Origin of the sequence: Stenotrophomonas sp. GD03958 (assembly GCF_029839005.1) — a bacterium.
GTDB lineage: Bacteria > Pseudomonadota > Gammaproteobacteria > Xanthomonadales > Xanthomonadaceae > Stenotrophomonas > Stenotrophomonas hibiscicola.
The window spans coordinates 61,717-85,292 of record NZ_JAOBZT010000003.1; the positions used below are offsets into that span (position 1 = coordinate 61,717).

At 66.7% G+C, this 23,576-nt stretch carries 20 protein-coding genes; 13 read left to right on the forward strand and 7 right to left on the reverse strand.

What is annotated here, in order from left to right; all coding sequences use genetic code 11:
• The first annotated feature begins 139 nt into the window (after positions 1-139).
• The gene (locus N5C25_RS01535) at positions 140-1,564 is read left to right on the forward strand and encodes a TIGR00366 family protein (protein ID WP_170935760.1); all 1,425 of its coding nucleotides are present in this window, start codon (positions 140-142) and stop codon (positions 1,562-1,564) included.
• Between the two features lie 273 nt (positions 1,565-1,837).
• The gene (locus N5C25_RS01540) at positions 1,838-2,002 is read left to right on the forward strand and encodes a hypothetical protein (RefSeq protein ID WP_005414774.1); all 165 of its coding nucleotides are present in this window, start codon (positions 1,838-1,840) and stop codon (positions 2,000-2,002) included.
• Between the two features lie 55 nt (positions 2,003-2,057).
• Here the strand turns inward: N5C25_RS01540 and N5C25_RS01545 are convergent, their stop codons facing one another.
• Positions 2,058-2,684: a YiiX/YebB-like N1pC/P60 family cysteine hydrolase gene (locus N5C25_RS01545; protein ID WP_019661619.1), complete on the reverse strand. Its 627-nt coding sequence runs from the start codon at positions 2,682-2,684 to the stop codon at positions 2,058-2,060.
• Between the two features lie 206 nt (positions 2,685-2,890).
• Here N5C25_RS01545 and N5C25_RS01550 point away from each other — a divergent pair, with 206 nt between their 5' ends.
• From N5C25_RS01550 to N5C25_RS01565, 4 genes are all read left to right on the forward strand, one after another.
• Complete coding sequence (locus tag N5C25_RS01550; RefSeq protein ID WP_019661618.1) at positions 2,891-3,415, forward strand: hypothetical protein; 525 nt, start codon at positions 2,891-2,893, stop codon at positions 3,413-3,415.
• 52 nt (positions 3,416-3,467) lie between these two features.
• The gene (locus N5C25_RS01555; RefSeq protein WP_279936201.1) at positions 3,468-4,043 is read left to right on the forward strand and encodes a hypothetical protein; all 576 of its coding nucleotides are present in this window, start codon (positions 3,468-3,470) and stop codon (positions 4,041-4,043) included.
• Positions 4,044-4,165: 122 nt separating this feature from the next.
• Positions 4,166-5,890 (forward strand): peptidoglycan-binding protein, encoded by a 1,725-nt coding sequence (locus tag N5C25_RS01560; protein ID WP_207048857.1) that lies wholly within the window; start codon positions 4,166-4,168, stop codon positions 5,888-5,890.
• A gap of 141 nt (positions 5,891-6,031) precedes the next feature.
• Positions 6,032-7,444, forward strand: a complete 1,413-nt coding sequence (locus N5C25_RS01565; RefSeq protein WP_279936202.1) for a TPM domain-containing protein — start codon at positions 6,032-6,034, stop codon at positions 7,442-7,444.
• 1 nt (position 7,445) lies between these two features.
• Here N5C25_RS01565 and N5C25_RS01570 read toward each other — a convergent pair whose 3' ends face one another.
• The 3 genes from N5C25_RS01570 to N5C25_RS01580 are packed head-to-tail and all read right to left on the reverse strand — an operon-like array spanning position 7,446 to position 10,092.
• Entirely contained in the window at positions 7,446-8,117 is a 672-nt protein-coding gene (locus tag N5C25_RS01570) for a VOC family protein (protein ID WP_279936203.1), read from the reverse strand.
• 54 nt (positions 8,118-8,171) lie between these two features.
• The gene (locus N5C25_RS01575; protein WP_279936204.1) at positions 8,172-9,251 is read right to left on the reverse strand and encodes an alpha/beta fold hydrolase; all 1,080 of its coding nucleotides are present in this window, start codon (positions 9,249-9,251) and stop codon (positions 8,172-8,174) included.
• 13 nt (positions 9,252-9,264) lie between these two features.
• Positions 9,265-10,092, reverse strand: coding sequence for an AraC family transcriptional regulator (locus N5C25_RS01580; protein WP_019661612.1), 828 nt, complete (start codon positions 10,090-10,092; stop codon positions 9,265-9,267).
• Positions 10,093-10,293: 201 nt separating this feature from the next.
• On the opposite strand from N5C25_RS01580, the gene N5C25_RS01585 reads away from it, so the two are divergent.
• The gene (locus N5C25_RS01585; protein WP_279936205.1) at positions 10,294-12,696 is read left to right on the forward strand and encodes a TonB-dependent receptor; all 2,403 of its coding nucleotides are present in this window, start codon (positions 10,294-10,296) and stop codon (positions 12,694-12,696) included.
• Positions 12,696-13,997, forward strand: a complete 1,302-nt coding sequence (locus tag N5C25_RS01590) for an aminotransferase class V-fold PLP-dependent enzyme (protein WP_279936206.1) — start codon at positions 12,696-12,698, stop codon at positions 13,995-13,997. The genes N5C25_RS01585 and N5C25_RS01590 overlap by 1 nt, the downstream gene beginning before the upstream one ends.
• A 164-nt stretch (positions 13,998-14,161) precedes the next feature.
• Here N5C25_RS01590 and N5C25_RS01595 read toward each other — a convergent pair whose 3' ends face one another.
• Entirely contained in the window at positions 14,162-14,740 is a 579-nt protein-coding gene (locus tag N5C25_RS01595; RefSeq protein WP_345781904.1) for a DNA breaking-rejoining protein, read from the reverse strand.
• Positions 14,740-16,506, reverse strand: coding sequence for a S8 family serine peptidase (locus tag N5C25_RS01600; RefSeq protein ID WP_279936208.1), 1,767 nt, complete (start codon positions 16,504-16,506; stop codon positions 14,740-14,742). Before N5C25_RS01600 ends, N5C25_RS01595 begins: the two co-directional genes overlap by 1 nt.
• Positions 16,507-16,815: 309 nt before the next feature.
• On the opposite strand from N5C25_RS01600, the gene N5C25_RS01605 reads away from it, so the two are divergent.
• On the forward strand, positions 16,816-17,256 hold the full coding sequence (locus tag N5C25_RS01605) for a DUF2231 domain-containing protein (protein WP_279936209.1): 441 nt from the start codon (positions 16,816-16,818) through the stop codon (positions 17,254-17,256).
• Positions 17,249-18,559 carry a sorbosone dehydrogenase family protein gene (locus N5C25_RS01610; protein WP_279936210.1) on the forward strand — a complete coding sequence of 437 codons (1,311 nt, stop codon included), beginning with the start codon at positions 17,249-17,251 and terminating at the stop codon, positions 18,557-18,559. The genes N5C25_RS01605 and N5C25_RS01610 overlap by 8 nt, the downstream gene beginning before the upstream one ends.
• Positions 18,560-18,690: 131 nt before the next feature.
• Here N5C25_RS01610 and N5C25_RS01615 read toward each other — a convergent pair whose 3' ends face one another.
• Positions 18,691-19,353 carry an exopolysaccharide biosynthesis protein gene (locus N5C25_RS01615; RefSeq protein WP_111097120.1) on the reverse strand — a complete coding sequence of 221 codons (663 nt, stop codon included), beginning with the start codon at positions 19,351-19,353 and terminating at the stop codon, positions 18,691-18,693.
• A 149-nt stretch (positions 19,354-19,502) separates the two neighbouring features.
• Here N5C25_RS01615 and yidA point away from each other — a divergent pair, with 149 nt between their 5' ends.
• The 3 genes from yidA (at position 19,503) to N5C25_RS01630 (ending at position 23,510) form a co-directional block, all read left to right on the forward strand.
• Positions 19,503-20,336, forward strand: a complete 834-nt coding sequence (yidA, locus tag N5C25_RS01620; RefSeq protein ID WP_279936211.1) for a sugar-phosphatase — start codon at positions 19,503-19,505, stop codon at positions 20,334-20,336.
• Positions 20,337-20,715: 379 nt separating this feature from the next.
• Positions 20,716-23,028, forward strand: a complete 2,313-nt coding sequence (locus N5C25_RS01625; RefSeq protein WP_279936212.1) for a TonB-dependent receptor — start codon at positions 20,716-20,718, stop codon at positions 23,026-23,028.
• A 95-nt stretch (positions 23,029-23,123) separates the two neighbouring features.
• Positions 23,124-23,510 carry a hypothetical protein gene (locus N5C25_RS01630; RefSeq protein ID WP_155030261.1) on the forward strand — a complete coding sequence of 129 codons (387 nt, stop codon included), beginning with the start codon at positions 23,124-23,126 and terminating at the stop codon, positions 23,508-23,510.
• Positions 23,511-23,576 lie beyond the last annotated feature (66 nt).

Consider the following 23,576-nt stretch of genomic DNA (forward strand, 5'->3'; position numbering starts at 1 on the left):
GCCGGCTGCACCCGTTTGTGATTCCGAGGTTCCCTGCCAGCGGCCGGCACTACCCTTCTCCGCCACTACGACCAATAGGTGGCTGACAGCCTGCACCCCACCGCCCAGAATCGATCCATCGAACCTGGGAGGGTAGGCGATGGCCTCGACGGCAGCAGTACAGGACGGCTGGATGGCGCGCGCAGCGTTGCGCTCGGCTGCCTGGGCGGAAAAGTGGTTCCCCGATGCGTACGTGTTCGCGGTGCTGGGCGTGGTCATCGTCGCGCTGGCGGCGATGGGCTTCGGCTCGACCCCGCAGGCCACCGCCAGCGCCTTCGGCGACGGCTTCTGGAGCCTGATTCCCTTCACCATGCAGATGGCCTTCGTGGTCATCGGCGGCTACGCCGTGGCGACCGCGCCGGTGGTCGCTCGCTTCATCGATTTCCTCGCCCGCGTGCCGCGCACCGGCCGCGGTGCAGTGGTGTACGTGGGCCTGGTCAGCATGCTGGCCTCGCTGCTCAGCTGGGGGTTCTCGCTGGTGTTCGGCGGCCTGCTGGTGCGTGCGCTGGCACGCCGCACCGAGCTGCGCATGGACTACCGCGCGGCCGGTGCTTCGGCCTACCTGGGGCTGGGCGCGGTGTGGGCGATGGGCCTGAGCTCGTCGGCCGCGCAGCTGCAGGCCAACCCGGCCAGCATGCCGCCAGGGCTGGTCGAAATCACTGGCGTGCTGCCGTTCACCGAAACCATTTTCCTGTGGCAGTCGATCGCGCTGACTGCGGTGCTGATCCTCGTCTCGCTGCTGATCGCCTGGTTGACCGCACCGGCCGCCGGCAGCGCTCGCACCGCTGAAGACTTCCCCGGTGCCGCGCAGGCCGAACCGGAGCCACTGCAGCAGCGCACGCGCCCGGGCGAGTGGCTGGAATACAGCCCGCTGCTGACCGTGCTGCTCTCGCTGCTGGCGTTCGGCTGGCTGTTCAACGAGTTCGCCAACAAGCCGGTGGTCACCGCCATCGCCAACCTCAACACCTACAACTTCCTGTTCATTTCGCTGGGCCTGCTGCTGCACTGGCGACCGCGCAGCTTCCTCAACGCGGTGGCCAAGGCGGTGCCCAGCACCACCGGCGTGCTGATCCAGTTCCCGCTGTACGGCGGCATCGCGATGATCCTCACCCACGCCGCTGGCGGCGATGGGCAGACGCTGGCGCACCGGCTGTCGAGCCTGTTCGTGCACGTGGCCAGCACCGATACCTTCGCGCTGGTGATGGGTGTCTATTCGGCCGTGCTGGGCTTCTTCGTGCCCTCCGGTGGTGGCAAGTGGATCATCGAGGCGCCGTACGTGATGCAGGCCGCCAACGAACTGAAGGCGCACCTTGGCTGGGCGGTGCAGGTCTACAACGCCGCCGAAGCGCTGCCGAACCTGATCAATCCGTTCTGGATGCTGCCGCTGCTGGGCGTGCTGGGGCTGAAGGCACGCGACATCGTCGGCTTCACCTTCATCCAGCTACTGGTGCACATTCCGCTGGTGCTGGGCCTGTTGTGGCTGCTGGGGATGACCCTGGCGTACGTGCCGCCGGTGATGCCCTGAATGCTGGGCTGGCTTGCCTGCGTGAGTTGGGAAGCCAGCCTCCTTCAGCGCGTGTCTCCGGCTGCGAGCGCCATGAATGCGTGCAACGCCGATGACGGCATGAGCACATGCCGAACCCGCATGAATCCTTCAGGCGCTTGTGCCGCAAGAGGTTCCGCGCGTTCATTCACAGGCGTACACACGAATGTAGCCGGCCACCCACGTGTGATTAACCAATCGCTGCAGACGATGGTCCCGTCCACCGCATTCCGCGCGTGGCTTTGGAGATCGGACATGGCACAGCAGAACCAGAACCCGAACCAGAAGCAGCAGGGCCAGCAGAACCAGCAGGATCAGCAGCAGGGGCGCGGCCGCGACCAGCAGCAGCAACAGCAGCAGGAACAGCAGCAGCGCAACCAGCGCAACCAGCAGCAGGGTGGGCAGGACGAGGAAGAGTGACTTCGATGCCCCAGCCTGGGCAACCCGCGAAGCCCCGCCCTGTGCGGGGCTTCGCTTATTCCAGCACGCCGATGCGCTGCAACACCGGCGCCGCCGACATGTCATTGGGATTGGTGCCGGGCTGGTCCTGCGGCACGTCCATGCCCATGCCGCGGTACAGATCCACCCAGTGCCGGGCGATCTGCCCGGTCTGCGGGTTGCGGAAGTTCATCGGCTGCAACGCGAACACATGGTGCGCACGGAATGCGCGCTCGATGAAGTCCGAGCAGTAGTAGCTGTCCTCGTTCAACACGTATGACGTGTTGTACGGTTTGCCCAGCATCGTGCGTGCGGTCGCGATCGCATCCTTGATGGCGGCCTGCTGCGGTGCCTGCAGGCGATAGACCACGATCTGCCGCTGCCTGGCGCGGGCGTCCTGGCGGAACTCGACCAGGGATTGCCGGCGCGATCCCTTCTCGTCGGCGTGCAGTACCTCCCACCCCTGCGACGCCAAGGCGACAAGGGCCACGTGGTCGAAGCTGGGGCCGTGCTGCTTGCCGGTGGCATCGTCGATGGCCGCGCTGAGGCCGCTGCGGCCGGCGGTGACGAACAGCAGGTCGCCTTCCCGGACCTCCAGTGCGGCCACAACACCAGGCCACAGTGTTGGCGCCAGCAGGGAGAGGGCAAGCAGGAATGCGCGCATGGGGGCCAGGGTCGAAGCGTGTGCGGCGTAGTCTAACGGCTGCTGCGATGACGTTGATTTCAGCCCAAGTGTGATATGAGTCTCAATTCAGCATGTCGGGATATTCCTGACAGCGGATGTTGAAACTGAATCGACAGAGGCATGGCTATCCTTGCCTCCCTACCGCGCCGGAACCGCGCGCGACCGCCCGGAATCAGGAGGATCCCTTGAACCAGCTCCGCCCCGTTGCCCTGCTTGCGCTTGCCCTGGGGCTTGCGCTGTCGGGCTGCAAGCCTGCGCCCCAGGCTGCCATCACTGACGCCGCCGCACCGGCTCCGAGCAGCACGGCCGCCGCCACGACGCCGGCCACGCCGGTTGCCGCGGCCCCGGCAGACGCGTCTGCCAGCTGCCCCCATCCGGTCTTCGACGACTTCCTCAAGCATTTCGGCAACGAGATCGCGCTGCAGGAAACGTCCACTGCCGATCCGCTGCTGGACAGCCACATCGATGGCGACGCCGAGCCGGAGCCACGCAAGGTGGAGGAGAAGGTGCCGCTTGCCAAGGTCGAATGGCCGGTGATGCCGGACCCGGCCACGCTGCAACGCCAGGGCCGCGAGATGCAGGTCACCCGCCTGCCCGACGGCCAGGTACAGGTGCAGATGCGCACCCCCGATACCAGCGACCAGCAGATCTACACCTTTGCCCAGAAGCCGTGCTGGCAACTGGTCAAGCGTGAGGACGAATCGATCTGACCCCTGAGCGACCGCCTGCGGGCGGTCGTGTGATTCACCCAAGGAGCACCGCATGCGTCTGTCTCCCGTTGCCCCCGTGCTGGCCCTGATGCTTGCTGCCTGCAGCGGCCCTGAGGCGGCTGCACCGGCGGCGGCCCCCGCTTCTACTGACCCGGCAGCGTCGCCGGCCGCACCAGCGGCTGCCGTTGCGGACCTTCCCACCTCTCTTACGCGCGACGAGACCGGCATGCATATCGATTGCCAAGGCACCCGCCTGCACCTGGCGGCCCAGCCCACCCAAGACACGGACGCTTCCCGGCTGACCACGCTGGAAATCGAAAAGGACGGCGCACGCCAGGGCATTGCTGCGCCCAAGGAGATGGACGGCTATACCGCCGTTGGCCTGGCCTGCGTGCAGGACCGCAGCGGTACGCCGTACTTCGTCGTGCAGTACGGTGAACTGCCGTTCGGCTGCAGCTTCTGCGAGTGGTACTACCTGTACGACGCCAGTGGCCGCCAGTTGACCCACAGCACACCCCCGCTGCGCGGCGCGGAAGGCGAGGAGCAGGAGCCCAACAACGACGAGTACGAGACGTTGATCGACTCGCTCGGCATCAAGCACCCGGAGGTGAACTACATCGAAGACTGAGCGCAGCGGCAGGACGTCGCACGCGCGCTGTGAACGCAGCACCGCAGTACCGCAGTACCAGAAGTACCAGGAGCAGTACCCCTTAAGGAAATCCCCTTTTTCATAGAATGGATAGCACAGACATGGCAGACATCTACCAGGACATGGTCCAGCCCCGCGGGGCGGCCTACAGCAGTGACCGCATCAAACCGTGGAGCCACTACCGGGAGCCGATCGACCAGAGCGACGGCCGCCTGCATGGCAATTCCCGCCGGTGGGGCGATGCGACCCCGGAAGTACAGTCACGGGTGATCGACACGATCATCGAGTCGGCGCGCGAGAAGGGCCTGACCCCGCGCGAAACCGCGCACGTGCTGGCCATCGCCCGCGTTGAATCGGGCTTCAACCCCGATGCCGCCGCTGGCACCACCTCGGCCTCGGGCCTGGGCCAGTTCATCGACAAGACCGGCAACCACTACCACCTCAACAGCCGCAACCGCTTCGACGTCGGCGCACAGTCCGACGCACTGGTTGACCATTACATCGATAACCGCACGCTGGCGCACAAGCGCGGCCAGGGTGAGGAGTACATCTACAAGTACCACCACGACGGCCCGACCCGCGATTACGGCGGCCTCACCCTGTCTGAAAAGAAGGTGATGCCGTACGTGGACAAGTACGAGCGGTTCGTGGAGCAGCGCCTGGGCCTGACCCACGGCCAGTCCCATGGCAGCCACGCGGCCCCCGCCGCAGCTGCGGCCACCCACGCGCAGGCCAAGCCGGCAGCGGCGCATGCCGAAGGCCAGACCCGCACCTTCGAGCAGACGATGCAGGTGATGCTGCCCCCGCAGAACGGGGTCAAGCCGCACGTTACCGGTGAGTTCGGCGAACACCGCGCGCACAAGCCGCACGGTGGCACCGACTTCAACTATGTCGGCGGCCAGCACGGCCGTAATCTGCAGCACCCGACCGTCCACGCGCCGATCTCCGGAACGGTGACGTTCGTCGGTGGCGACTACGGCACGGTGAAGATCAGGGATGCACAGGGCAACTCGCACGAGATCCTGCACCTGCACTCGACCCAGGTGAAGGAAGGCCAGCCGATCAAGGCGGGCGAGCCGATCGGCACCATGGGCGGGCGTGGCCCGGGCGGTGCGGGGCAGTATGCCCAGCACGTGCATTACCAGTTGAAGGATCCGCACGGCAAGCTGCTCAGCCCGCAGGACTTCTGGGACCACGGCAAGCTGAAGGAAACCGGCAAGGGTGGCCATTCGCATGACGCCGACCACAACGGTGTGCTGCGCCAGGGGGCCAAGGGCGAGGAAGTGACTGCGCTGCAGAAGGAACTCAACCGCCTGGGCGTGCGCGACGGCCAAGGCAATCCGCTGAGCGAGGATGGCAAGTTCGGTGCCAATACCAGGGACGCACTGATCGCCTACCAGAAGCAGCACGGGCTCACCGCCGATGGCGTGGCGGGTCCGGCGACGCTGGGCAAGCTGGCCGAAGGCCGCAGCCATGCCGAGGCGGCGCCGAAGGGGCCGCAACTGGGCGACAAGGCGCATCCGGATACGCCGCTGCACAATGCGATCCGTGGCCACATGCCGGGCATGATCTGCAACGAGATGAGCGCGTATGTGACCGCCCAGGCCAAGGCCGCCGGCATCGATTCACCGGAGAAGCTGCAGGGCGTCACCGTGCAGGATGGCAAGGCCTTCGTCATCGGCACCGTTCCCGGCTTCCGTACTGCGGTGGACATGACCCAGACGGCACCGAGCCTGCAGGAGACCAGCGCTGCAATGCTGGCCAAGCATGAGCCTTCGCAGCAACACGTGCAGGACGAGCAGCAGCGCGTGGCCATGGGCCGTTGACCGCTGCGTGTGAAGAGGTGTGTGGTAAAGGAGGCCGGCCGGGGTAATCCGGCCGGCTTTTCCGTTCATGGGGCAAGGACATACACGGATGCCGTTTCGCATGATGCACAGCACGCCGCCATTGCAAAGCATGGCGTCCACATGAGCCGGGTGCTGCGGTGGCGCAACGCATGGCAGCGGGTAGGGCTGGCACTGCTGCTCTGCCTGTTGCCGCTGCCAGTGCTGGCGGAGGCCGCGATCCCGGCACTGGATGACCCGGTGATGGACACCGCCAACGCGCTGTCCGCCAGCACCCGCGCCACGCTGCGCGAGCAGGCATTGCAGCTGCAGGCACGCAAAGGCGCGCAACTGCAGGTGCTGGTGGTGCCCAGTGTTGGCGATGACGGCATCGAAGCCTATGCACAGCGCGTCTTCGAACAGTGGCAGCTGGGCCGCGCCGGTGTCGATGACGGGGTGTTGCTGCTGGTGGCAGTGCAGGACAGGCGCGTACGCATCCAGACCGGCTATGGCCTGGAAGGCACCATTCCCGATGCCTATGCCGCGCGCATCATCGACAAGGCGATCGTGCCGCGCCTGCGTGAGGGAGACCTGGACCAGGGCCTGCTGGACGGCAGCAAGGTGCTGGTGGCGTTGATCGATGGCGAGCCGCTGCCGCCCCGGGAAGATTCATCCGCACGCAACCTGTTGCCAGCGGATTGGCGCACAGGGGATTCGGTCGTTGCCCTGACGTTGCTGGTGGGGTTCCTGGCCGGTCTGTGGCGATCACCGCCGCGCCTGCTGGCCACCAGGACCGAGGCCGAGTTCAGCGGTAAACGCCGTGAGCGGCGGCGCAAGGCATTGGCAGCCAATGCGGCAATGCCCAGGCCGAATTGGCCGACATTGCCTGCCTGGGGTAGACCGCTGCTGGTAACGGCAGTGATGGCCGCTGGGTTGGTTTCGGCGACGCTGCTGCTGCCGCGGCATGTGCTGCCTGCGCTGTTCTTCGTGCTGTTACCTGCTGTACCGGTGGCGGCGCTGCTGGGATGGTGCTGGCGTCGCAGCCGTGGTGTGCGCATCGTGCTGTGCGGCATCTTGGCCGTCAGTATCGGTTTCTTCGCGGTGATGCTGGTCCGTGGCCAGTTGCCGCCCAGCCTTGCCCTGCACACGTTGCTGAACCTGGCGGTCGCCCTTGCCGCCATGCTGGTGTTCTTCCTGGTGCAGGCCGGCCGCGCGCGCTGGCGCAAGAACCGCAACAGCTTCGCCGTGCGGCTGGTGGTACTGGTGCTGTTGACCGGCGCCTATGCGCTGGGCGCGCTGCTGGCCATCGACCGGGCCAGCGACGGGAACGCACGCGTGTTGGCGATGATCGTGTCCAGCGTAGGCACGCTGTTCCTGTACTTCATCTGGCTGTTCACCCTGCTGCCCGGCGAAAAAGCACGCAGCGGACGAAGGTCGTCCCAAGGCTACCGTTCCTCGTCCAGCACCTCGTCGTCGAGTTCGTCCTCGAGCAGTTCCGGCGGCTGGTCCGGTGGTGGTGGTCGCAGCGGCGGCGGCGGCGCTTCGGGCAGCTGGTAGTTCAGGCCGCCCACACCCGCCAGCCCAGCGCGGCATCGCGCAGTTCGCCGCTGCCGCTCACATCACCCACCTGCAGCTGCACGCCCTGCGCATTGGGCAGGTCTTTCTGCTCGGGGAACCAACGACGGTCGGCGGCGACGACGATCAGCAGGCCCTCGTCGTCGCCCACCGGCGCGAACTGCGGCGACGGCGGGCTGATCGGCTGCAGGCCGAAGCGCTGGCTGGACTGTTCGCGCACCGCGTCGACATCATGGCTGGGCAGGCCAACCTCGCTCAGGCAGGTCAGCTCGCTGCCATGGAAGGCGCCTGCGCGCGTGCTGACTGGCAGACGGCGCCGGCCGATCAACTCGAGGATCAGGCCATCAGGACCGGTGAAGTACACCGACTGCGACTGCCAGCTGCTCTCCAGCGCAAAGTAATCCAGGCCCTCAGGATTACGTTGCAGCGGGGCCCGTTCGCGCAACCAGGCCATCGCCTCGCCGAAGCGGTTGTCCGGTACGTTGAAGGCCAGGTGCACGCCACCGACGGGGTAATCACCCGCCGGCTGCAGTTCGATGGTGCTCCAGCCGATGTGCACATGGTTGCCGACCACGCGCTGCTGCAGCACATCATGGAAATACGCGGCCACGGAAGCGACGTCGGATACCGGCAGCGTGAGGTGCAGCAGGCGCATGATCGATTCTCCGTGGACGCGCCCACTGTAGCGCCGGGCCACGCCCGGCGGCCACTAGCGCAGTGAATGGTCGAAGAACCGTACTGCTGCGTCCACTGTCTGCGCGTGGGTCTTTGCCTTTGGCACTGACGTGCTGCAGAGGTCCTGCAGCCGCTGCTGCCCGGTCGCGGTGCACGCGGCCAGGAAATCATAGTGGCCCACATCGGCCAAACGTTGCAGTTCGGCGTCCGGAATCAGCGCCCGCGCGGCCGCGCCATTGGTCTGTGGCGGCGCAACCGTGTCAGCCTCGCCAAGCACAATCGACACGGGCAGCCGCAACGAGGACAGCTGCTCGGGCGCGAAGGCCTGGATGATCGCCGGTGCCAGCAGGAACACCGCGCGCACGCCGGGAATGGCGCGTGCGTCGTTGGCGTGGGACATCCACGGCGACAGCTCGGCCGACGCCGCAGCGGCAACACGCGCCTCCATCGTGTGCGTTGCCGCTTCCTGTTGAGGCCGGCAGACGCCGTCATCCGGATGCGCCGTGCAGAACGCCAGCAGTCGCTGCAGGTCCGGTTGCGCCCCAGCCGCCAACAGCGCGGTGTAGCCACCGGCCGAGAAACCGGCAACACCCAGGCGTTCAGGATCGACGTGCGGGCCCAGCACTGGATCGGCCTGCACGGCCGCCAGTGCGGCGCGCAGATCATCCGCGCGCAGCCAGGTCAACATGCTGCCATGGAGGGTCATCTGGTCGGCACCGTTGTTGCCGGGATGATCGACCGCGATCACCAGATAACCTTTCCGTGCCAGCGCGGTGCCCAGCCAGCCCATCATGCGCGCGCTGCCGCCGTTGCCATGCGACAGCAGCAGTGTCGGCAGGCGAGCGCCTGCGGGCGGCGCATCCATCGCCGAGCGACCAACATCGAACAGGGGCGTGCCAGGCGGCCCGATGGTCACCTCGACTTCGCTGCTATCGGCCGGTGCCGGATACCACACCGTGTAGCGCAGGGTGTTGCGGTGCTGCGCATCGCGCACGGCGGCACTGGCCACCGTCGTGGTGCCATGGCGCTCGCCGGCTTTCCAGGTGTCGCCTGCGTGGGCGGAGAGCGCCGCTGCCATCAGCAGCAGCCCGACAATTGTGATGTTCACGCGCATCTTCAGCTCCATGTCAGCAGGGACGTTCGTCCACCGGCAGCCAGATCTCCACGCCGCCGTTGCCAGTGTGCTCGTTGAACCGGGCGTCGTAGCGCTCCAGGTCCGGCGCGTCGGCCAGGCTGAGGCCGGCGCTGGGCAGGTAGTGATCCAGCAACCAGAACCAGGTCGAGCGGATGGCCGAGATGTGCCCGCCGTGCCAGGCCACCAAGTAGCGTCGTGCGGGCACATCCACGCGCTGCCAGTGCGCGGGTACAGGGCCAAGTGAACCAATCGGCAGCGCGGCGATATAGTCGAAGCCGCCGTCGTCGTCGTTGTTGCAGCACACCCCAAAACTGACCGGGGCCGGCGCCGGCCATTCCCGGTTGAGCTGGGCCCACTGCCCGGGAATGGCACCGCCGCTGTTGCGGGTATGGCGCATGCCGATGCCGGCCAGCTGGAAGGCCGGGGTGTCGAGCAGCTGTGGCGCCTCAGCGCAGGCAGCCGGCGCCTCGTCCACGCGGATCGCCTGCACCAGCGCCAGCCCATCGGTGCCCTGTTGGCGTACCCGTTCCGGTGTCTGCCCGAACTGTTCGCTGAAGGCACGGGTAAACGCGGCATGAGTGGTGTAGCCCGCGCCAATCGCCACCTGCAGGATGTCGCATGCGCCGTTGGCCAGCCGCTGCGCGGCCGTTGTCAAGCGGCGCCCACGCAGGTAACGGACCACCGACGTGCCGGTGCGGGCCTGGAACAGGCGCGACAGATGGAATGGCGACAGTCCCACCGCAGCGGCGATATCGGCCAAGGCCAGCGGCTGCTCCGCATGGGTTTCGATGTACCACACCGCCTTGCCTGCCGCACTCATCCTGTCGTTCCATGAATCCGATGCTGGACACAGTAGCGGATCGGCAGGCGCGGCGTTTAGCAGTTCTTGCGCCTGCTCGGACTCAAGCTGTCGCACTGACGTCATGCCTCCTTCACAGATCGCGCCGAGACTGCGCGCCTTGTCCAGGCCTGGGATATCCCTGCAGGTGCTGGCCCTGTCGCGTCCTCCCGGAGTCCTGCCGTGCATCGTTCGAAGCTTTCGCGTTCCATCCTCCTCGCCCTTTCCATGGCCAGCGCAGGAGGCGCGATCGCAGCGGAGGCCGATGCGGTCGATGCCGCAGGCGGCAGCCGCGCCGCGCCCACCCAGCTTGATGCAATGCTGGTCACCGGTACCCGTGCCTCCAACCGCACCCAGTTCGAAACACTGGCGCCGGTGGACGTGTTCAGCAAGGAAGACATCAGCTCCGTTGAATCCACCGATCTGAAGGACGTGCTTGCCCAGCTGGTGCCATCATTCGTGGTGCAGCGCCTGCCGATGGCGGACGGCCAGGTGTTCGTGCGTCCGGCTACGCTGCGTGGCCTGTCGCCGGACCAGACCCTGGTGCTGGTCAACGGGCGTCGCTTCCACCGCAGCGCGCTGCTCGGCAACCGTGGTGCACAGGCGGCCGACCTTGCACAGATTCCGACCAGCGCGATCAAGCGCATCGAAGTGCTGCGCGACGGCGCATCGGCGCAGTACGGCTCGGACGCCATCGCCGGTGTCATCAACATCATTCTTGAGGACGGCCCCGGCACCGGGATCACCGCCGGCTATTCGCAGTACGCGCAGGGCGACGGTGCCTCGCGCGACTTCAGTGCGCGCACCGGCTGGTCGCTGGGCGACTATGGCAGCCTGGTGCTGTTCGCCGAGTCGTCCAATTCAGAGGCCACCTCGCGTACCCGCCAGCGCCCGGATGCGATCGCCTTCCAGGCTGTACATCCGGAGCTGGAGGTGCCCAACCCGGTGCAGCGCTGGGGCCAGCCGGAACTGGAGAGTCGCCGCGTCGGCTTCAACGTGAAGGCCAACGCCAGCGACGCGCTGGAGCTGTATGCGTTCGGTCTTTACAGCCACAGCGATGGCGTCAGTGATTTCAACTGGCGCAATCCGGACACCACCACCGGCGCCTACCGCACCACCGTCATCTTCCCGGGCTGGAACCTGCGCTCGATCTACCCGGTGGGTTTCAGCCCGCAGTACGGCAACGTCCAGAACGACCTGCAGCTGGTCGGTGGCCTGCGCGGTGAGATCACGCCGAAGCTGCGCTGGGATGTAAGCGCCTCGTATGGCCGCAATGCCATCGACTACAGCCTGACGAATTCGATCAACGCCTCGCTGGGTCCCGCCAGCCCGACCGCGTTCGATCTCGGCCGCCTGACCCAGACCGAGAAGAACGCCAACGCCGACTTCAACTACGAATGGGACGTGGCCGCGCTGTCCAAGCCGATCAACGTCGCCTTCGGTGGCGAATTCCGCCAGGAGACCTACCAGGTGCGTGCCGGTGACCCTGCGTCGTATGCGGTGGGCCCGGGTGCCACCTCAGGCCTGGAGGCCAACTCCAACGGCGCGCCGGGCTTCTCGGCCAGCCAGGCCGGGCAGTGGAGCCAGCGCAGCAAGGCCGCCTACGTGGACATGGAAGTGCCGCTGGGCGAGCGTTGGAGCATCGGTGCGGCCAGCCGCTACGAGGACTTCTCCAGCTTCGGCAGCACGCTGGACGGCAAGCTCTCGGCGCGCTTCGCGATCACGCCGGATGTAGCCCTGCGCGGTACCGTGTCCACCGGCTTCCGTGCGCCGACGCCGGCGCAGCTCAACACCACCAGTACCACCCAGGGCCTGGACACGCGCACGCTGCAGATCTTCACCAGCGGCCGCTTGTCGCCGAACGATCCGCTGGCGCAGCTGCTTGGAGCCAAGCCGTTGAAGCCGGAAGAATCACGCACCGCCTCGCTCGGCCTGACCTGGCGCACCGACCTGGGTCTGTCCGGCTCGGTGGATGTCTACCAGATCAAGCTCACCGACCGCTTCAGCCAGTCGGCCAGTTTCGCCATTCCGGCCGGTACGCCCAATCCGCTGGGCTATACCTCGGTGAACTATTTCACCAACGACTTCGATACCACCACCACCGGCGTGGACGTGGTCGGCAACTACCTGCGCGACCTCGGTGCCGGCCGGATGACGCTGACCCTGGCCTACAACTACAACCGCACCCGCGTGGACAATGGCAGCACCTCGGTGGCGACCAACGAAACCCAGCGCGTGCTGTTCGAAGACCGGCTGCCCGAGCACAAGGGCAGTCTGACCGGCAGCTGGGACATCGGTGCCTGGTCGCTGATGGCGCGCATGCGCTACTACGGCGCCTGGACCGATTCCAGCGGCAACGCGGCGGGCGACATCTACCAGCGCTTCGGTGCGATGAGCTTCCTCGACCTGGCCGTGGGCTATCGCATCAACGAGCACCACAGCTTGCGCGTGGGCGCCGACAATGTGTTCGATCGCTACCCGGATGAGGCCACGTTCCAGGCCAGCCGTGGCCTGGTCTACTCGCGCAACGCGCCGTACGACACCGACGGTGCCAATCTGTACGCGCAGTACCGGCTGAGCTTCTGATGGACCCGGCCCGCCGCTCCCTGTTGCGTGCCGGCGCCTTGCTGCCGGCCGCAGCTGCGCTGTCTTCACTGCCCGCCATGGCTGCCGCGGGTTACGCTGCGCCCATGCAGATTCCCGCAACGACCGTGGCGCCGGACGCGCTGGCCCGCGATGAAGGCTACTGGGCCGCCGTGGCCAGCCACTTCGACATCACCGATGAAGTGAACCACCTGGAGAACGGCTACTGGGGCGCGATGGGCCGCGAGACGCTGGCCAGCTACCAGCGCCATACCGCTGAAGTGAACCGAGGCAACGCCTGGTACGGCCGCCGTGAGTTCCCGGCGCAGTACATGGCGGTGCAGCGGCAGGTGGCCGGACTGCTGGGCGTGGGCGCGGATGAGATCGCACTGACCCGAGGCGCCACCGAGGCGATGCTGGCGCTGATCGGTGGCTACAACCGCCTGCGGCCCGGCGACCAGGTGCTGTACGCCGACATCGACTACGACAGCATGATCGGTGCGATGCGTTGGCTGCAGCAGCGCCGTGGCGTGCAGGTCGAGCGCATTGCGCTGCCGGTGGTGCCCGATCATGCGCAGATCCTGCAGGCCTACGAGGCCGCGTTCGCGCGGCTGCCACGCCTGAAACTGGTGCTGCTGACCCAGGTCAGCCATCGCCATGGACTGGTGCTGCCGGTGGCCGAAATCGCCGAACGTGCGCGGGCACGCGGCATCGACGTGATCGTTGATGCCGCACACGGGTTTGGCCAGATCGACTACGCGGTGCCGCAGCTCAAGGCCGATTTCGTCGGCATCAACCTGCACAAGTGGATCGGTGCGCCGGTCGGCGTCGGCGCGATGTATGTGCGCAAGGGCCGCGTTGCGGACCTCGACCCGTACATGGGCGAGACCGACGATGGCCGCGTGGGCAGCCGCGTACACACCGGCACGGTCAACTTCGCCGCTTACCTGGCGCTGCCAGAAGCGATCGCGCTGCACCAGCGCATAGGTGCCGCCAACAAGCAGGCGCGCCTGCGCTACCTGCGTGAGCGCTGGACGCTGCCGGCACGGCAGATGGCGCACATCGAAGTGCTGTCTTCGCCGGACCCGGCGCTGGCCAGCGCATTGGCCAGCTTCCGCCTGCGTGGACGCACCAGCGTGGCAGACAACATTGCGCTGCAGAAGCGCCTGTTGGATGAGCATCGCGTGTTCACCACCCATCGCGACGGGTTGGACTCCGGCGCCTGCGTACGGGTGACACCGTCGGTGTTCACCCGGCCCGAGCAGATGGATGCGTTGGTGACGGCGCTCTCCGCCCTGGCCTGACCATATACGGTAGTGCCGGCCGCTGGCCGGCAACCTCATGATCGTCGCCACGAGCAGCTGCCGGCCAGCGGCCGGCACTACCGATCGGGTGGGGCCTACCCCTCGGCACACCCATCCCCCGGCCGGCCAGGAGAGCCAACCGGCCAGGGGCACCACTCAACGCCTTACTTGGTCTCTTCCCACTGCACCACGTCCGGCTCGGTCGCGCGGATACCGGCGATGGACAGCAGCCTGGTGGTCGCATCCAGCGCCGCGTTCACCGACGGATACTCCACGATGGCCTGGCCCGAAGCCTTCGACACCTTCACCACGGTGCCGCCGGTGGCGGTGGCCGCACGCTGGGCCGAGGCCGCATCGGTGAAGAACACCTTGACCCGCGACGTCGCCACCACCGGCGCGCCGTCACGTGAGACCGCCGCCGCGAACTTGCCGGCACCGGCATCAGCAGGCGCCGCCGCTGCGCCATCCAGCGAACGCTTGGTACGCGAGCTGGTGGTCGCCGCCGCCTGCGGGGTGATCGTGAACTGACCGCCGCTGGCCTGCTTTACCGTTGCCGAGGGCGACAGCTGGAAACGCGTGCCGCCCACGTCGAATGTGCGGCCGGTAGCGGATGCCTTCAGTTCCTGCGCATCCACGGTCGACAGGGTCCTGGCCGGAGGGGTCTGCCCCGAGCTCTGTGCCCAGGCAGGGGAGGTCATCGCCGCGAAGGCGAGCGTGCTCAACAGAATGGTCGTCTTCATCATCAGTGCCCCAGAACGCGGATCTTGAAGAATTCGAGGTTGCCACGCGATGCAGCGGTCGCGGCCTGCCCCATGTCGGTCACTTCCAGCGTCCAGGTGCCCGTGGCATTCTCATCCAGGAAGGCATTGCTGGACAGCAGGTCCCAGCTGGTGAAGTTGCTCTGCGCGCCACCCGTGCCCGAACCGATCGCGGTGAACGCCGGCTGCACCACGCTGCGGGTGCCACTGGGCGACACCAGCACGAACTGCAGCTGGCGCGTGTTGCGGTGGTTGACCCGGAAGCCCAGCTGCACGCTTTCGATGTTGCGCGCGCCGTTGGCCAGCTGGAAGGTCAGGCGTGCGGCGGCAGCCGAGGTGTTGCCGATGGCCACGGTACGCGTGGTGTTGCGCCAGCCGCTGTCGACCAGCGCACCGAGCGGCTGGAAGTTCTCGGCGACCTGCACTGCACGTGCAGCGTTGACTACGCCGAAGCCATACCAGTTGCTGTAGGCCCGGCCGGCAGCGTTCACCGTCCAGCCCGGCACCAGCGTGCGCCCGTCGGCCAGTGTCACCGCCGGCTGGTTCGGGTGGTTGCGGGTGGCGGTGGTGGCCAGGATGTACTTCACATCGCGATAGGACAGGTTCGGATTGGCTTCCAGCACCAGTGCGGCCACGCCCGACACCATCGGTGCCGACGCGGACGTGCCGTTCATCTTGGCGGTGTAGTTGCAGGTGCTGTCGATGGCCGACAGGTTGCTGTCCAGCGTGTTCTGGCGGTTGGTGTTCTTGTTGCTGCCCTGCGCGCAGCCGGTCACGTCGGTGGTGACGATGGCCGGGTCGTAGGCGCGTGCCACCAGGCCGGGGGCGTACTGGGCCTGCAGGCCGTACTCACCGCCAAAGGCCGAGACCCACAGCGCCGAGCCGGTGGAGGAGTAGGACGAGCGCACGCCGTCGGCACGCACCGCGCCTACGGTGATGACGTTGAACAGGTTGTTGCGCGGATCGCGTCCGGCCGGCACGCAGCCGGTGTTGCGGTTCTTGGTGTCGGTGGTGCAGACATCCTGGGTCTGGCTGATCGAGGCATTGTTGAAGTTGTTGCCGGCCGACTTCACGTAGATGCCGCCACGGCCACCGCGCGTGCCCGACAGTGCCTGCTCATACGAACGAATCGTGTTTTCGCTGTACGCCAGCGGCAGGTTCGGATTGCCCGGGCCGGCACCCCAGCTGTTGTTGAACACCTGCACGTCGGCCGACTCCGCGCCGTCCCACCAGGCGTACTCGATGTTGCTCTGCTGGTTGCCCAGGGCCGAGCGCGAAATCGGGTTGAAGCCTTTCAGCGTCGCCGCCGGCGCCACACCGCGCACGCCCAGGTTGTTGGCGCCCACCGCGCCCGCAATGCCGCCGACCATGGTGCCGTGGTTGTCGACATCCGGGTTGGTCGGGGTGGGGTTGTTCGAGCCATTGGTGAAGTTCTTGCCGGCCACCGCCGCCACGTTGGCGGCCAGGTCCGGGTGCGCGATCTGCAGGCCATCATCGACGATGGCGATGGTGACGCCCTGGCCGCGGATGCCGTTGCGGAACAGGCCATCCACGTTCAGGTCGTTGCCGGCCACCGGCAGGGTGTCAGCCGGGACCGTCTGCCCGGTGTTGAGCAGGTGCCACTGTATCCCCGCCAGTGGATCGGCCTGTTGGGCCTGGGCGGTGACGGCCAGGCTGCCCAGCACCAGGGCAGTGGCAAGGGCCAGGCGCGCAGAGCGCGGTGGCGCGGAGCGTTGCGTGTGTCGCTTCATACACGAATCCTTCTGTTGTGAATCGGCATGGCAGGACGGCGGGGCGGAACTGCCCCATCGCAACGAGCCAAACGCGACACAACGAAGAACCCCCTACCTCTTCACACACCCAATCTGCAGATGTGCCGATTGCGTCACAAACGCTTATGCCACGGGGTAATGACGACTGCCGAGCCCCGCATCTGGTGGACGCCAACCCTGGCTGGCACCCGCATCCACGCATGGCGTGGATCTACCATGTGTCATCGCGCGCCCTCACATCGCGCTGTGCTACTACAGCCCGTGCACCCTTCCGCACGGAGCACGATGATGGTCAATCCGCTCGCCCAGGCCCATCGCGGCCTCGGCACCACACTGTTCAGCCTGTTGAACCCGATACCCTTCGGTTTCTTCGTCGGCGCACTGATCTTCGACGCGATCTACCTCAACAGCGCCGAGGTGATGTGGGGCAAGGCAGCCGCCTGGCTGATCACCTTCGGCCTGCTGATCGCCATCGTGCCGCGCCTGATCAACCTGTTCGCGGTCTGGCGCCGCAACGGCACGGCCACCCGCATCGACCGCATCGACTTCTTGCTCAACCTGGTCGCGGTGGTGCTGGCCATCTGGAACGCCTTCGTGCACAGCCGCGATGCGTACGCCGTTGCGGTGCCGGGCACGACCCTGTCGGCGCTGACCGTGGCCCTGATTGCCTTGGGCCTGATCCTGCTGTCACTGCAGCCGCCGGTGCTCCAGGGAGGTCGTCATGGCTAAGCACATCCTGCCCACCATGGGCGCCCTGGCGCTGGCCGTGATGCTGTCGGCCTGCGCCGGCAAGGCTGAATACCATCCCGCCGACCAGTCGGGCCCGCAGCCGCCGCTGCCCAAGCCGGCCAACTTCCTGATGCCGCCGATGCAGGTGCCCAAGGGCGTCGGCTGGGCTGATGGACAGACCCCCACGGTGGCCGAGGGCCTGAAGATCGAGCGCATCGCCGCCAACCTGCAGCATCCGCGGCGCCTGCTGACCGTGCCCAATGGCGACGTACTGGTGGTGGAAGGCAACGGCCCCGGCGAAGAACCGGTCACCACGCCCAAGCAGTGGATTGCCGGCAAGGTCAAAGCGCGCTCGGGCAAGGCCGGCAAGGGCGGGAACCGGGTCACCCTGCTGCGCCGCGCGCCGGGAACGAACACGTGGACCCAGCATGTCTACATCGAGGGCCTGCATTCGCCGTTCGGCATCCAGCTGATCGGCGACACGCTGTACGTGGCCAACACCGGCAACATCATGCAGTACCACTACGTGCCCGGCGAAACCCGCATGTCGGACAAGGGCCGCGAGTTCACCGACCTGCCCAGCACCATCAACCACCACTGGACCAAGGAACTGCTGGCCAGCCGTGATGGCCGCAAGCTGTATGTTGGCGTGGGCTCCAACAGCAACATCACCGAGAACGGCCTGGCCGTCGAATACCGCCGTGCGGTGGTGCTGGAAGTGGACGTGGCCACCCGTGGCAGCCGCATCTTCGCCTCGGGCATCCGCAACCCGACCGGCCTGGACTGGGAGCCGAGCACCGGAAAGTTGTGGGCTGTTGCGAACGAACGCGATGAGATCGGTGCCGACCTGGTGCCGGATTACCTCACCTCGGTGAAGGAGGATGGCTTCTACGGCTGGCCCTACAGCTACTACGGCCAGCACGTGGACGAACGCGTGCAGCCGCAGCGGCCGGACCTGGTGGCCAAGGCGATCACACCGGACTACGCGATCGGCTCGCACGTGGCGCCGCTGGGGTTGCTGTTCTACACCGGCCAGGCACTGCCGGCGCAGTACCACGGCGGTGCCTTCATCGGCGAACACGGCAGCTGGGACCGTTCACCGCTGAGCGGCTACGAAGTGGTGTACGTACCATTCAAGGATGGCAAGCCGACCGGGCGGCCGCAGACCGTGGTCAGCGGCTTCGCCTCGAAGGACGAGAAGACCCTGATGGGCGCACCGGTGGGCATGGCGATGGATGCCGAGGGTGCGTTGCTGGTGGCTGACGACGTGGGCGACGTGGTGTGGCGGGTGTCGGCGAAATAGCTGTGTAGCGTCGAGCCACGCTCGACTGCTGTGGATCCGGCCTTTGTAGAGCCGAGCCCATGCTCGGCTTACGCGCGCAGCGCGCGGGTTTCCGTGCACCGAGCGAACAGCAGCCGAGCATGGGCTCGGCTCTACAGTTCGGCGGTACTGCTGCGGAACCCGCTGAACACCGACTCGGCGGCAAACCCCACGCCGCCCAACAGCACGCCGAAATACACCACCGTTGCCACCACGAAACCATAACCGGCCGCCACCGCCGCGCCATCGCGCTGGATGAAGCCAATCGCAAACGACATCAGCGCCAGTGCCGGCAGCGTGTTGCTGAAAGGAATCGGTCCGGCGGGCGCCATCAGCAGCAGGGTCGCGAACACCAGCATCAGGTTGTTCAGGCGCATCATCTTCTTCGAGCGCACCATCACCGCCAGCCGCATCGGCCGCGACAGCCGCTCCATGCGGTGCACCCACTTCAGCGCACGGCCCAGGTTGGCCTTCAGCTTGTCGGTGGCGATCTCGCGGCGCGCCAGCTTCTGCGGCACCCACAGCGGGCGGTTGCGCACCCGGCTCAGGCCGATCAGCAGGATCGAGGCGCCGAACACGGTGCTCAGCCCGGGAATCGACACCGGAATGATGAAGATGGCCGAGAGCAGGATCACGATCAGCAGCAGGCCTTCATCGCCCAGCGCACTGAGCAGGGTGCCGACGCGCACCTGGTCGCCGGGCAGCTCGTCGATCATCTGCTCGATCTGCTGGGCCAGGGGCGCGCTGTCATTGGTTTCGGGGGCACGGTAGGTCATGCGTCGCAAGGTTCTCCAGGGAAGGGCGGTCAGCGGGCCGTCCTGCGGTGGGGGACGCACAGGCCCCTGAAGTATCCCGGCCAACGTGGGCAAAGAGGTGAACCGGGCATGAGGGGGTAAACTGGCGTGCCCCGCACGAGTTGAACGCAATGGACATGGGCCGCAGGCAATCGACCATCGAACTGGTCGCCATCGACATGGATGGCACGCTGCTGGACCCATCGCACCAGCTCACCGCACGCGCTCGGCAGGCCATCGCGCAGGCGCGCGCGCTGGGCGTGCACATCGTGCTGACCAGTGGCCGCCCGGTTCCGGGCCTGGCGCCGTACCTGCACGAGCTCGGCATCACCGGCAACGACGACTACTGCATCGCCTGCAATGGCGGCCTGGTGCAGCGCATCGGTACGCGCGAAACCGTGGTCGAGTATCCGCTCAGCTTCGACGACTTCCTGTTCTGCGAGCAGGTCGCCCGCGACCTGGGCGTGCACTTCCAGGCGCTGGACAGCCAGCGCATGTACACGCCCAACCAGGACATCAGCTACTACACCGTGGCCGACTCGCATCTTTCGCGGATGCCGCTGTCGTATCGCCGCGTGGAAGACATGGACCCATCGATGTCTTTCATCAAGCTGATGATGATCGACGAACCTGAGGTGCTGGATGCCGCCATCGCGCGCCTCCCCAGCGCGCTGACCGAGCGCTTCGCGGTACTGAAGAGCGCACCGTTCTTCCTGGAAGTGTTCGACCACCGCGCGGGCAAGGGGCCGAGCCTGCAAAAACTGGCCGAGCACCTGGGCATCGACCGCGCCAACGTGATGGCCATCGGTGACCAGGAGAACGACCTGACCATGCTGCAGTACGCCGGCACCAGCGTGGCGATGGGCAATGCCATCGACGCGGTGAAGGCGGTGGCGCGGTTTGAGACCAGCAGCAATGCCGACGAAGGCGTGGCGCGCGCCATTGAGCGCTTCGTCCTGCAGTAACCGCGCGTCCCTATGCTCTGGTAGCTGCCAACCTCATCCGCCCCGGTGGGTGCCAACCTTGGTTGGCACACGAGCACCGACCAAGGTCGGCCCCCACCACGCCGAAGCTATACCCACGTATAGCCCACCCATCCCCACCGCCATCGGCGCTGTACCACGGTGCAATGGCGGATGCGGCAGTGCGATGCAAGAATTTCGCACGTTGAAATCACGCCATCGAATTCTGAGGCAGAGGATCGTCTTCCTCTGCCACTGACCGGCGCGCACTGCGCCGTCACCCCCAACGCAACCGCATCGCCAGCCAGGGCGCCGACACCGGTGCTGCAACGCGCTGGGCGTGCGCCTGCGCCGCTCTCTCCCTGCACACGGATTTACTGCCATGAACACCCCACCCACGACGCGCCTCGCCCTGGCCATCATCGCGGCCATCACTGCACCTGCGTACGCCGCAGACACGCGCGACGCCACGCTCGACACGCCCACCACGCTCAACGCCCTGCAGGTCACGCCGCGCGGCGCGGCCGTGGCACCGACCCAGGTGGTCGGCCCCAACCGCTACATCATCAAGGCCGAAGACCTCGACGCGATGGTCACCGGCAACAACGGCCTGGCCATGCTGAAGCAGGTACCGGGCGCCAGCTACACCGCCACCGACGGGCTGGGCCTGGATATCTCGGCCACCAGCCTGTTCGTGCGCGGCTTCCGCATGAACGAAATGGGCATCACCTTCGAGGGTGTGCCGCTGAACGACAACGGCTTCCTCTCGCTCACCGGCACCAGCGTGGTGAACGTGGGCGTGCCCGATGGCATCGGCGCGATCACAGTCAGCCCCGGTGGTGCGCCGGTCAGCGTGTTCTCCAGCAGCGTCAACGGCGGCAGCCTGGAATACCGCCTGCGCGAGCTGCAGGACACGCCCAGCCTGCGCGTGAAGCAGGGCGTGGGCAGCAACAACACGCTGGTCACCACCGTGTCCGGGCAGAGCGGCCAGCTCGGTGAGCATGGCCCGAAAGTGCTGGTCGACCTGCAGCGCGTGTCCGCCGACAAGTACCAGGGCGAGGGCACGCAGAACCTCCTGCGCGGCGACCTGAAGCTGCAGCAGGACGTCGCCTGGGGCGATGTCACCGTGTTCCTGTCCGACAGCAAGGCCAAGGTCTGGGGCTACAACAACATCTCCTTCGACATGATCCGCAAGCTGGGCTGGAAGGCCGACATCTTCTATCCCGATTATGCGTGGGCCTGGTACGTGGCCTCGCCGGAGAATGCGGACCAGTCCTGCGGCGCCTACACCTGCGGTGAGCTGTCCGAACTGATTCCGTACGACACCGGCCAGACCACCCGCGACCGCGTGTCATCGATCAACCATCGCTTCCAGATCACCCCGGCGCTGAGTGGCAACGTGCAGCTGTACAACGCCAACAGCCACACCCAGGCCACGCTGACCGACCCGACCGTGCCATCGCCCAACGGTGCGCCGTTCTCCGAACAGGTGCAGACGCCACGCCTCAACCGGCTGGGCGGCATGGTCAACCTGCAGTTCGAGACCGGCGCGCACACTTTCACGGCCGGCTTCTGGCAGGAGAAGAGCAAGGCTGCGGCCAAGACCGAGTGGTACCAGCAGCCACTGCTGGGCGAGGGCCCGCCGCTGAAGGCCACCGGTCCGTTCGATGTGTACGGTCCCGCGTTCAAGACCGACAACGCATCGAGCTGGGTGACCCGCTCGCGCCAGTTCTACCTGCAGGACGACATCGTGTTGAACGACACGCTGAAGCTGGGCGTTGGTTTCAAGGCCGTGGACTTCCGCACCAGCGGCGGCGGCCTCGGCGATGCCAAGGGCCGGCCGGTGAACGGCACGCTGCGCGCGAAGAGCAACTTCCTGCCGCACGTCTCGCTGTTCTGGAGCCCCACCGAATCCACCGATGCCTTCATCGACCTGGCCAACACCATGAACGGCTACCGCGTCGCCCAGCGCGGCAACATCGGCTACACCGCCTCGGCCTGGACCATCACCGACCAGGAAGAATTTGACCGCGTGGCGGGCACGTTACGCCCGGAGAAGAACTGGAACCTGACCGTGGGCGCATCGCATCGCGTCGACCGGCTGACGATCACCGGCGACGTGTTCTACAACGACATCCGCAACCGCCTGCTGTCGGCCGCCATCGGCACCCAGTTCGCGCAGATCAACACCGTGCGGTTGATGCCGAAGATGCACGTGATCGGCGCCGACCTCGGCATCACCGCTGACCTGACCGACCACCTGCAGTTCTACCAAGGCGTGGCCATGGCCCGTTCGTACTACGACAGCGATTTCGTGGTGGGCGACACGGTGTACCCGATCAAGGGCAACGCGCAGCCGGGCTACCCGCAGATCTCGCTGGTCAGCGACCTGTCCGCGCACTTCGGTGACTGGCGCTTTGGTGCCACCAGCACCTCGTACCTGCGCCAGCCCTTCACCTACGAGAACGACATCCGCGTGCCGACCTTCTGGCAGGTCAACACCTATGCCGCCTACCGCTTCGGTGCCGACAGCGCCGTGCCGGGGCTGGAGCTGCGGCTGGACGTGAGCAACCTGTTCAACCGCCACAACATCGGCACCGCCACCATTGCCGGCTCGTCGTTCTCGGGGGATTACCAGACCCTGCAGCGCAGCGCGCCACGACAGCTGATGTTCAGTACCTCGATGACCTTCTGAGTAGATCCACGCCATGCGTGGATAGCTGACCCCTGCCAGAAGCACGCCTTGCGCAATCAACAGGGATTTTCTGACGGCGACGCAAGGTTCCCACAATGTTGCTGGGTCATTCTGTTGGCATGGCACAGCAGACCCCGCCAACCCGGTTGTTCGGCATCCGAGGCCCAGTACGGCCCCGGCAAGCGCTGTCCGTGGCGCTCGCATTCGACCTGCGGGCCGAATACCAGTTCTGGCAGGTCTACGAACGCATGGTCCGCCCGCTACCCGGCGGGGGGCTGCCTCAAGCGTGGCTGGTGTGCCAGAAGGTGTATCGCGACCGTTGGCAGCACCCGGACGACAGCGACGAGGCGGCGTTGTCGCGGGTGCTGTTTGGCGGGAACATGACGGCTGGCCGGGCGTCGGAGCTGGCGGAGCTGCACGCGCTGGTCAGCCGTCGGGTGGCGCTGCTGGCGAAGCGGGGACGGTTGCATTCGGCAGCCTGATGCCTGCCCTTGGTGGGGTCGACTGTTAGTCGACCGCTCTTCGCATCTACCTCTCAGAAGGCCGCG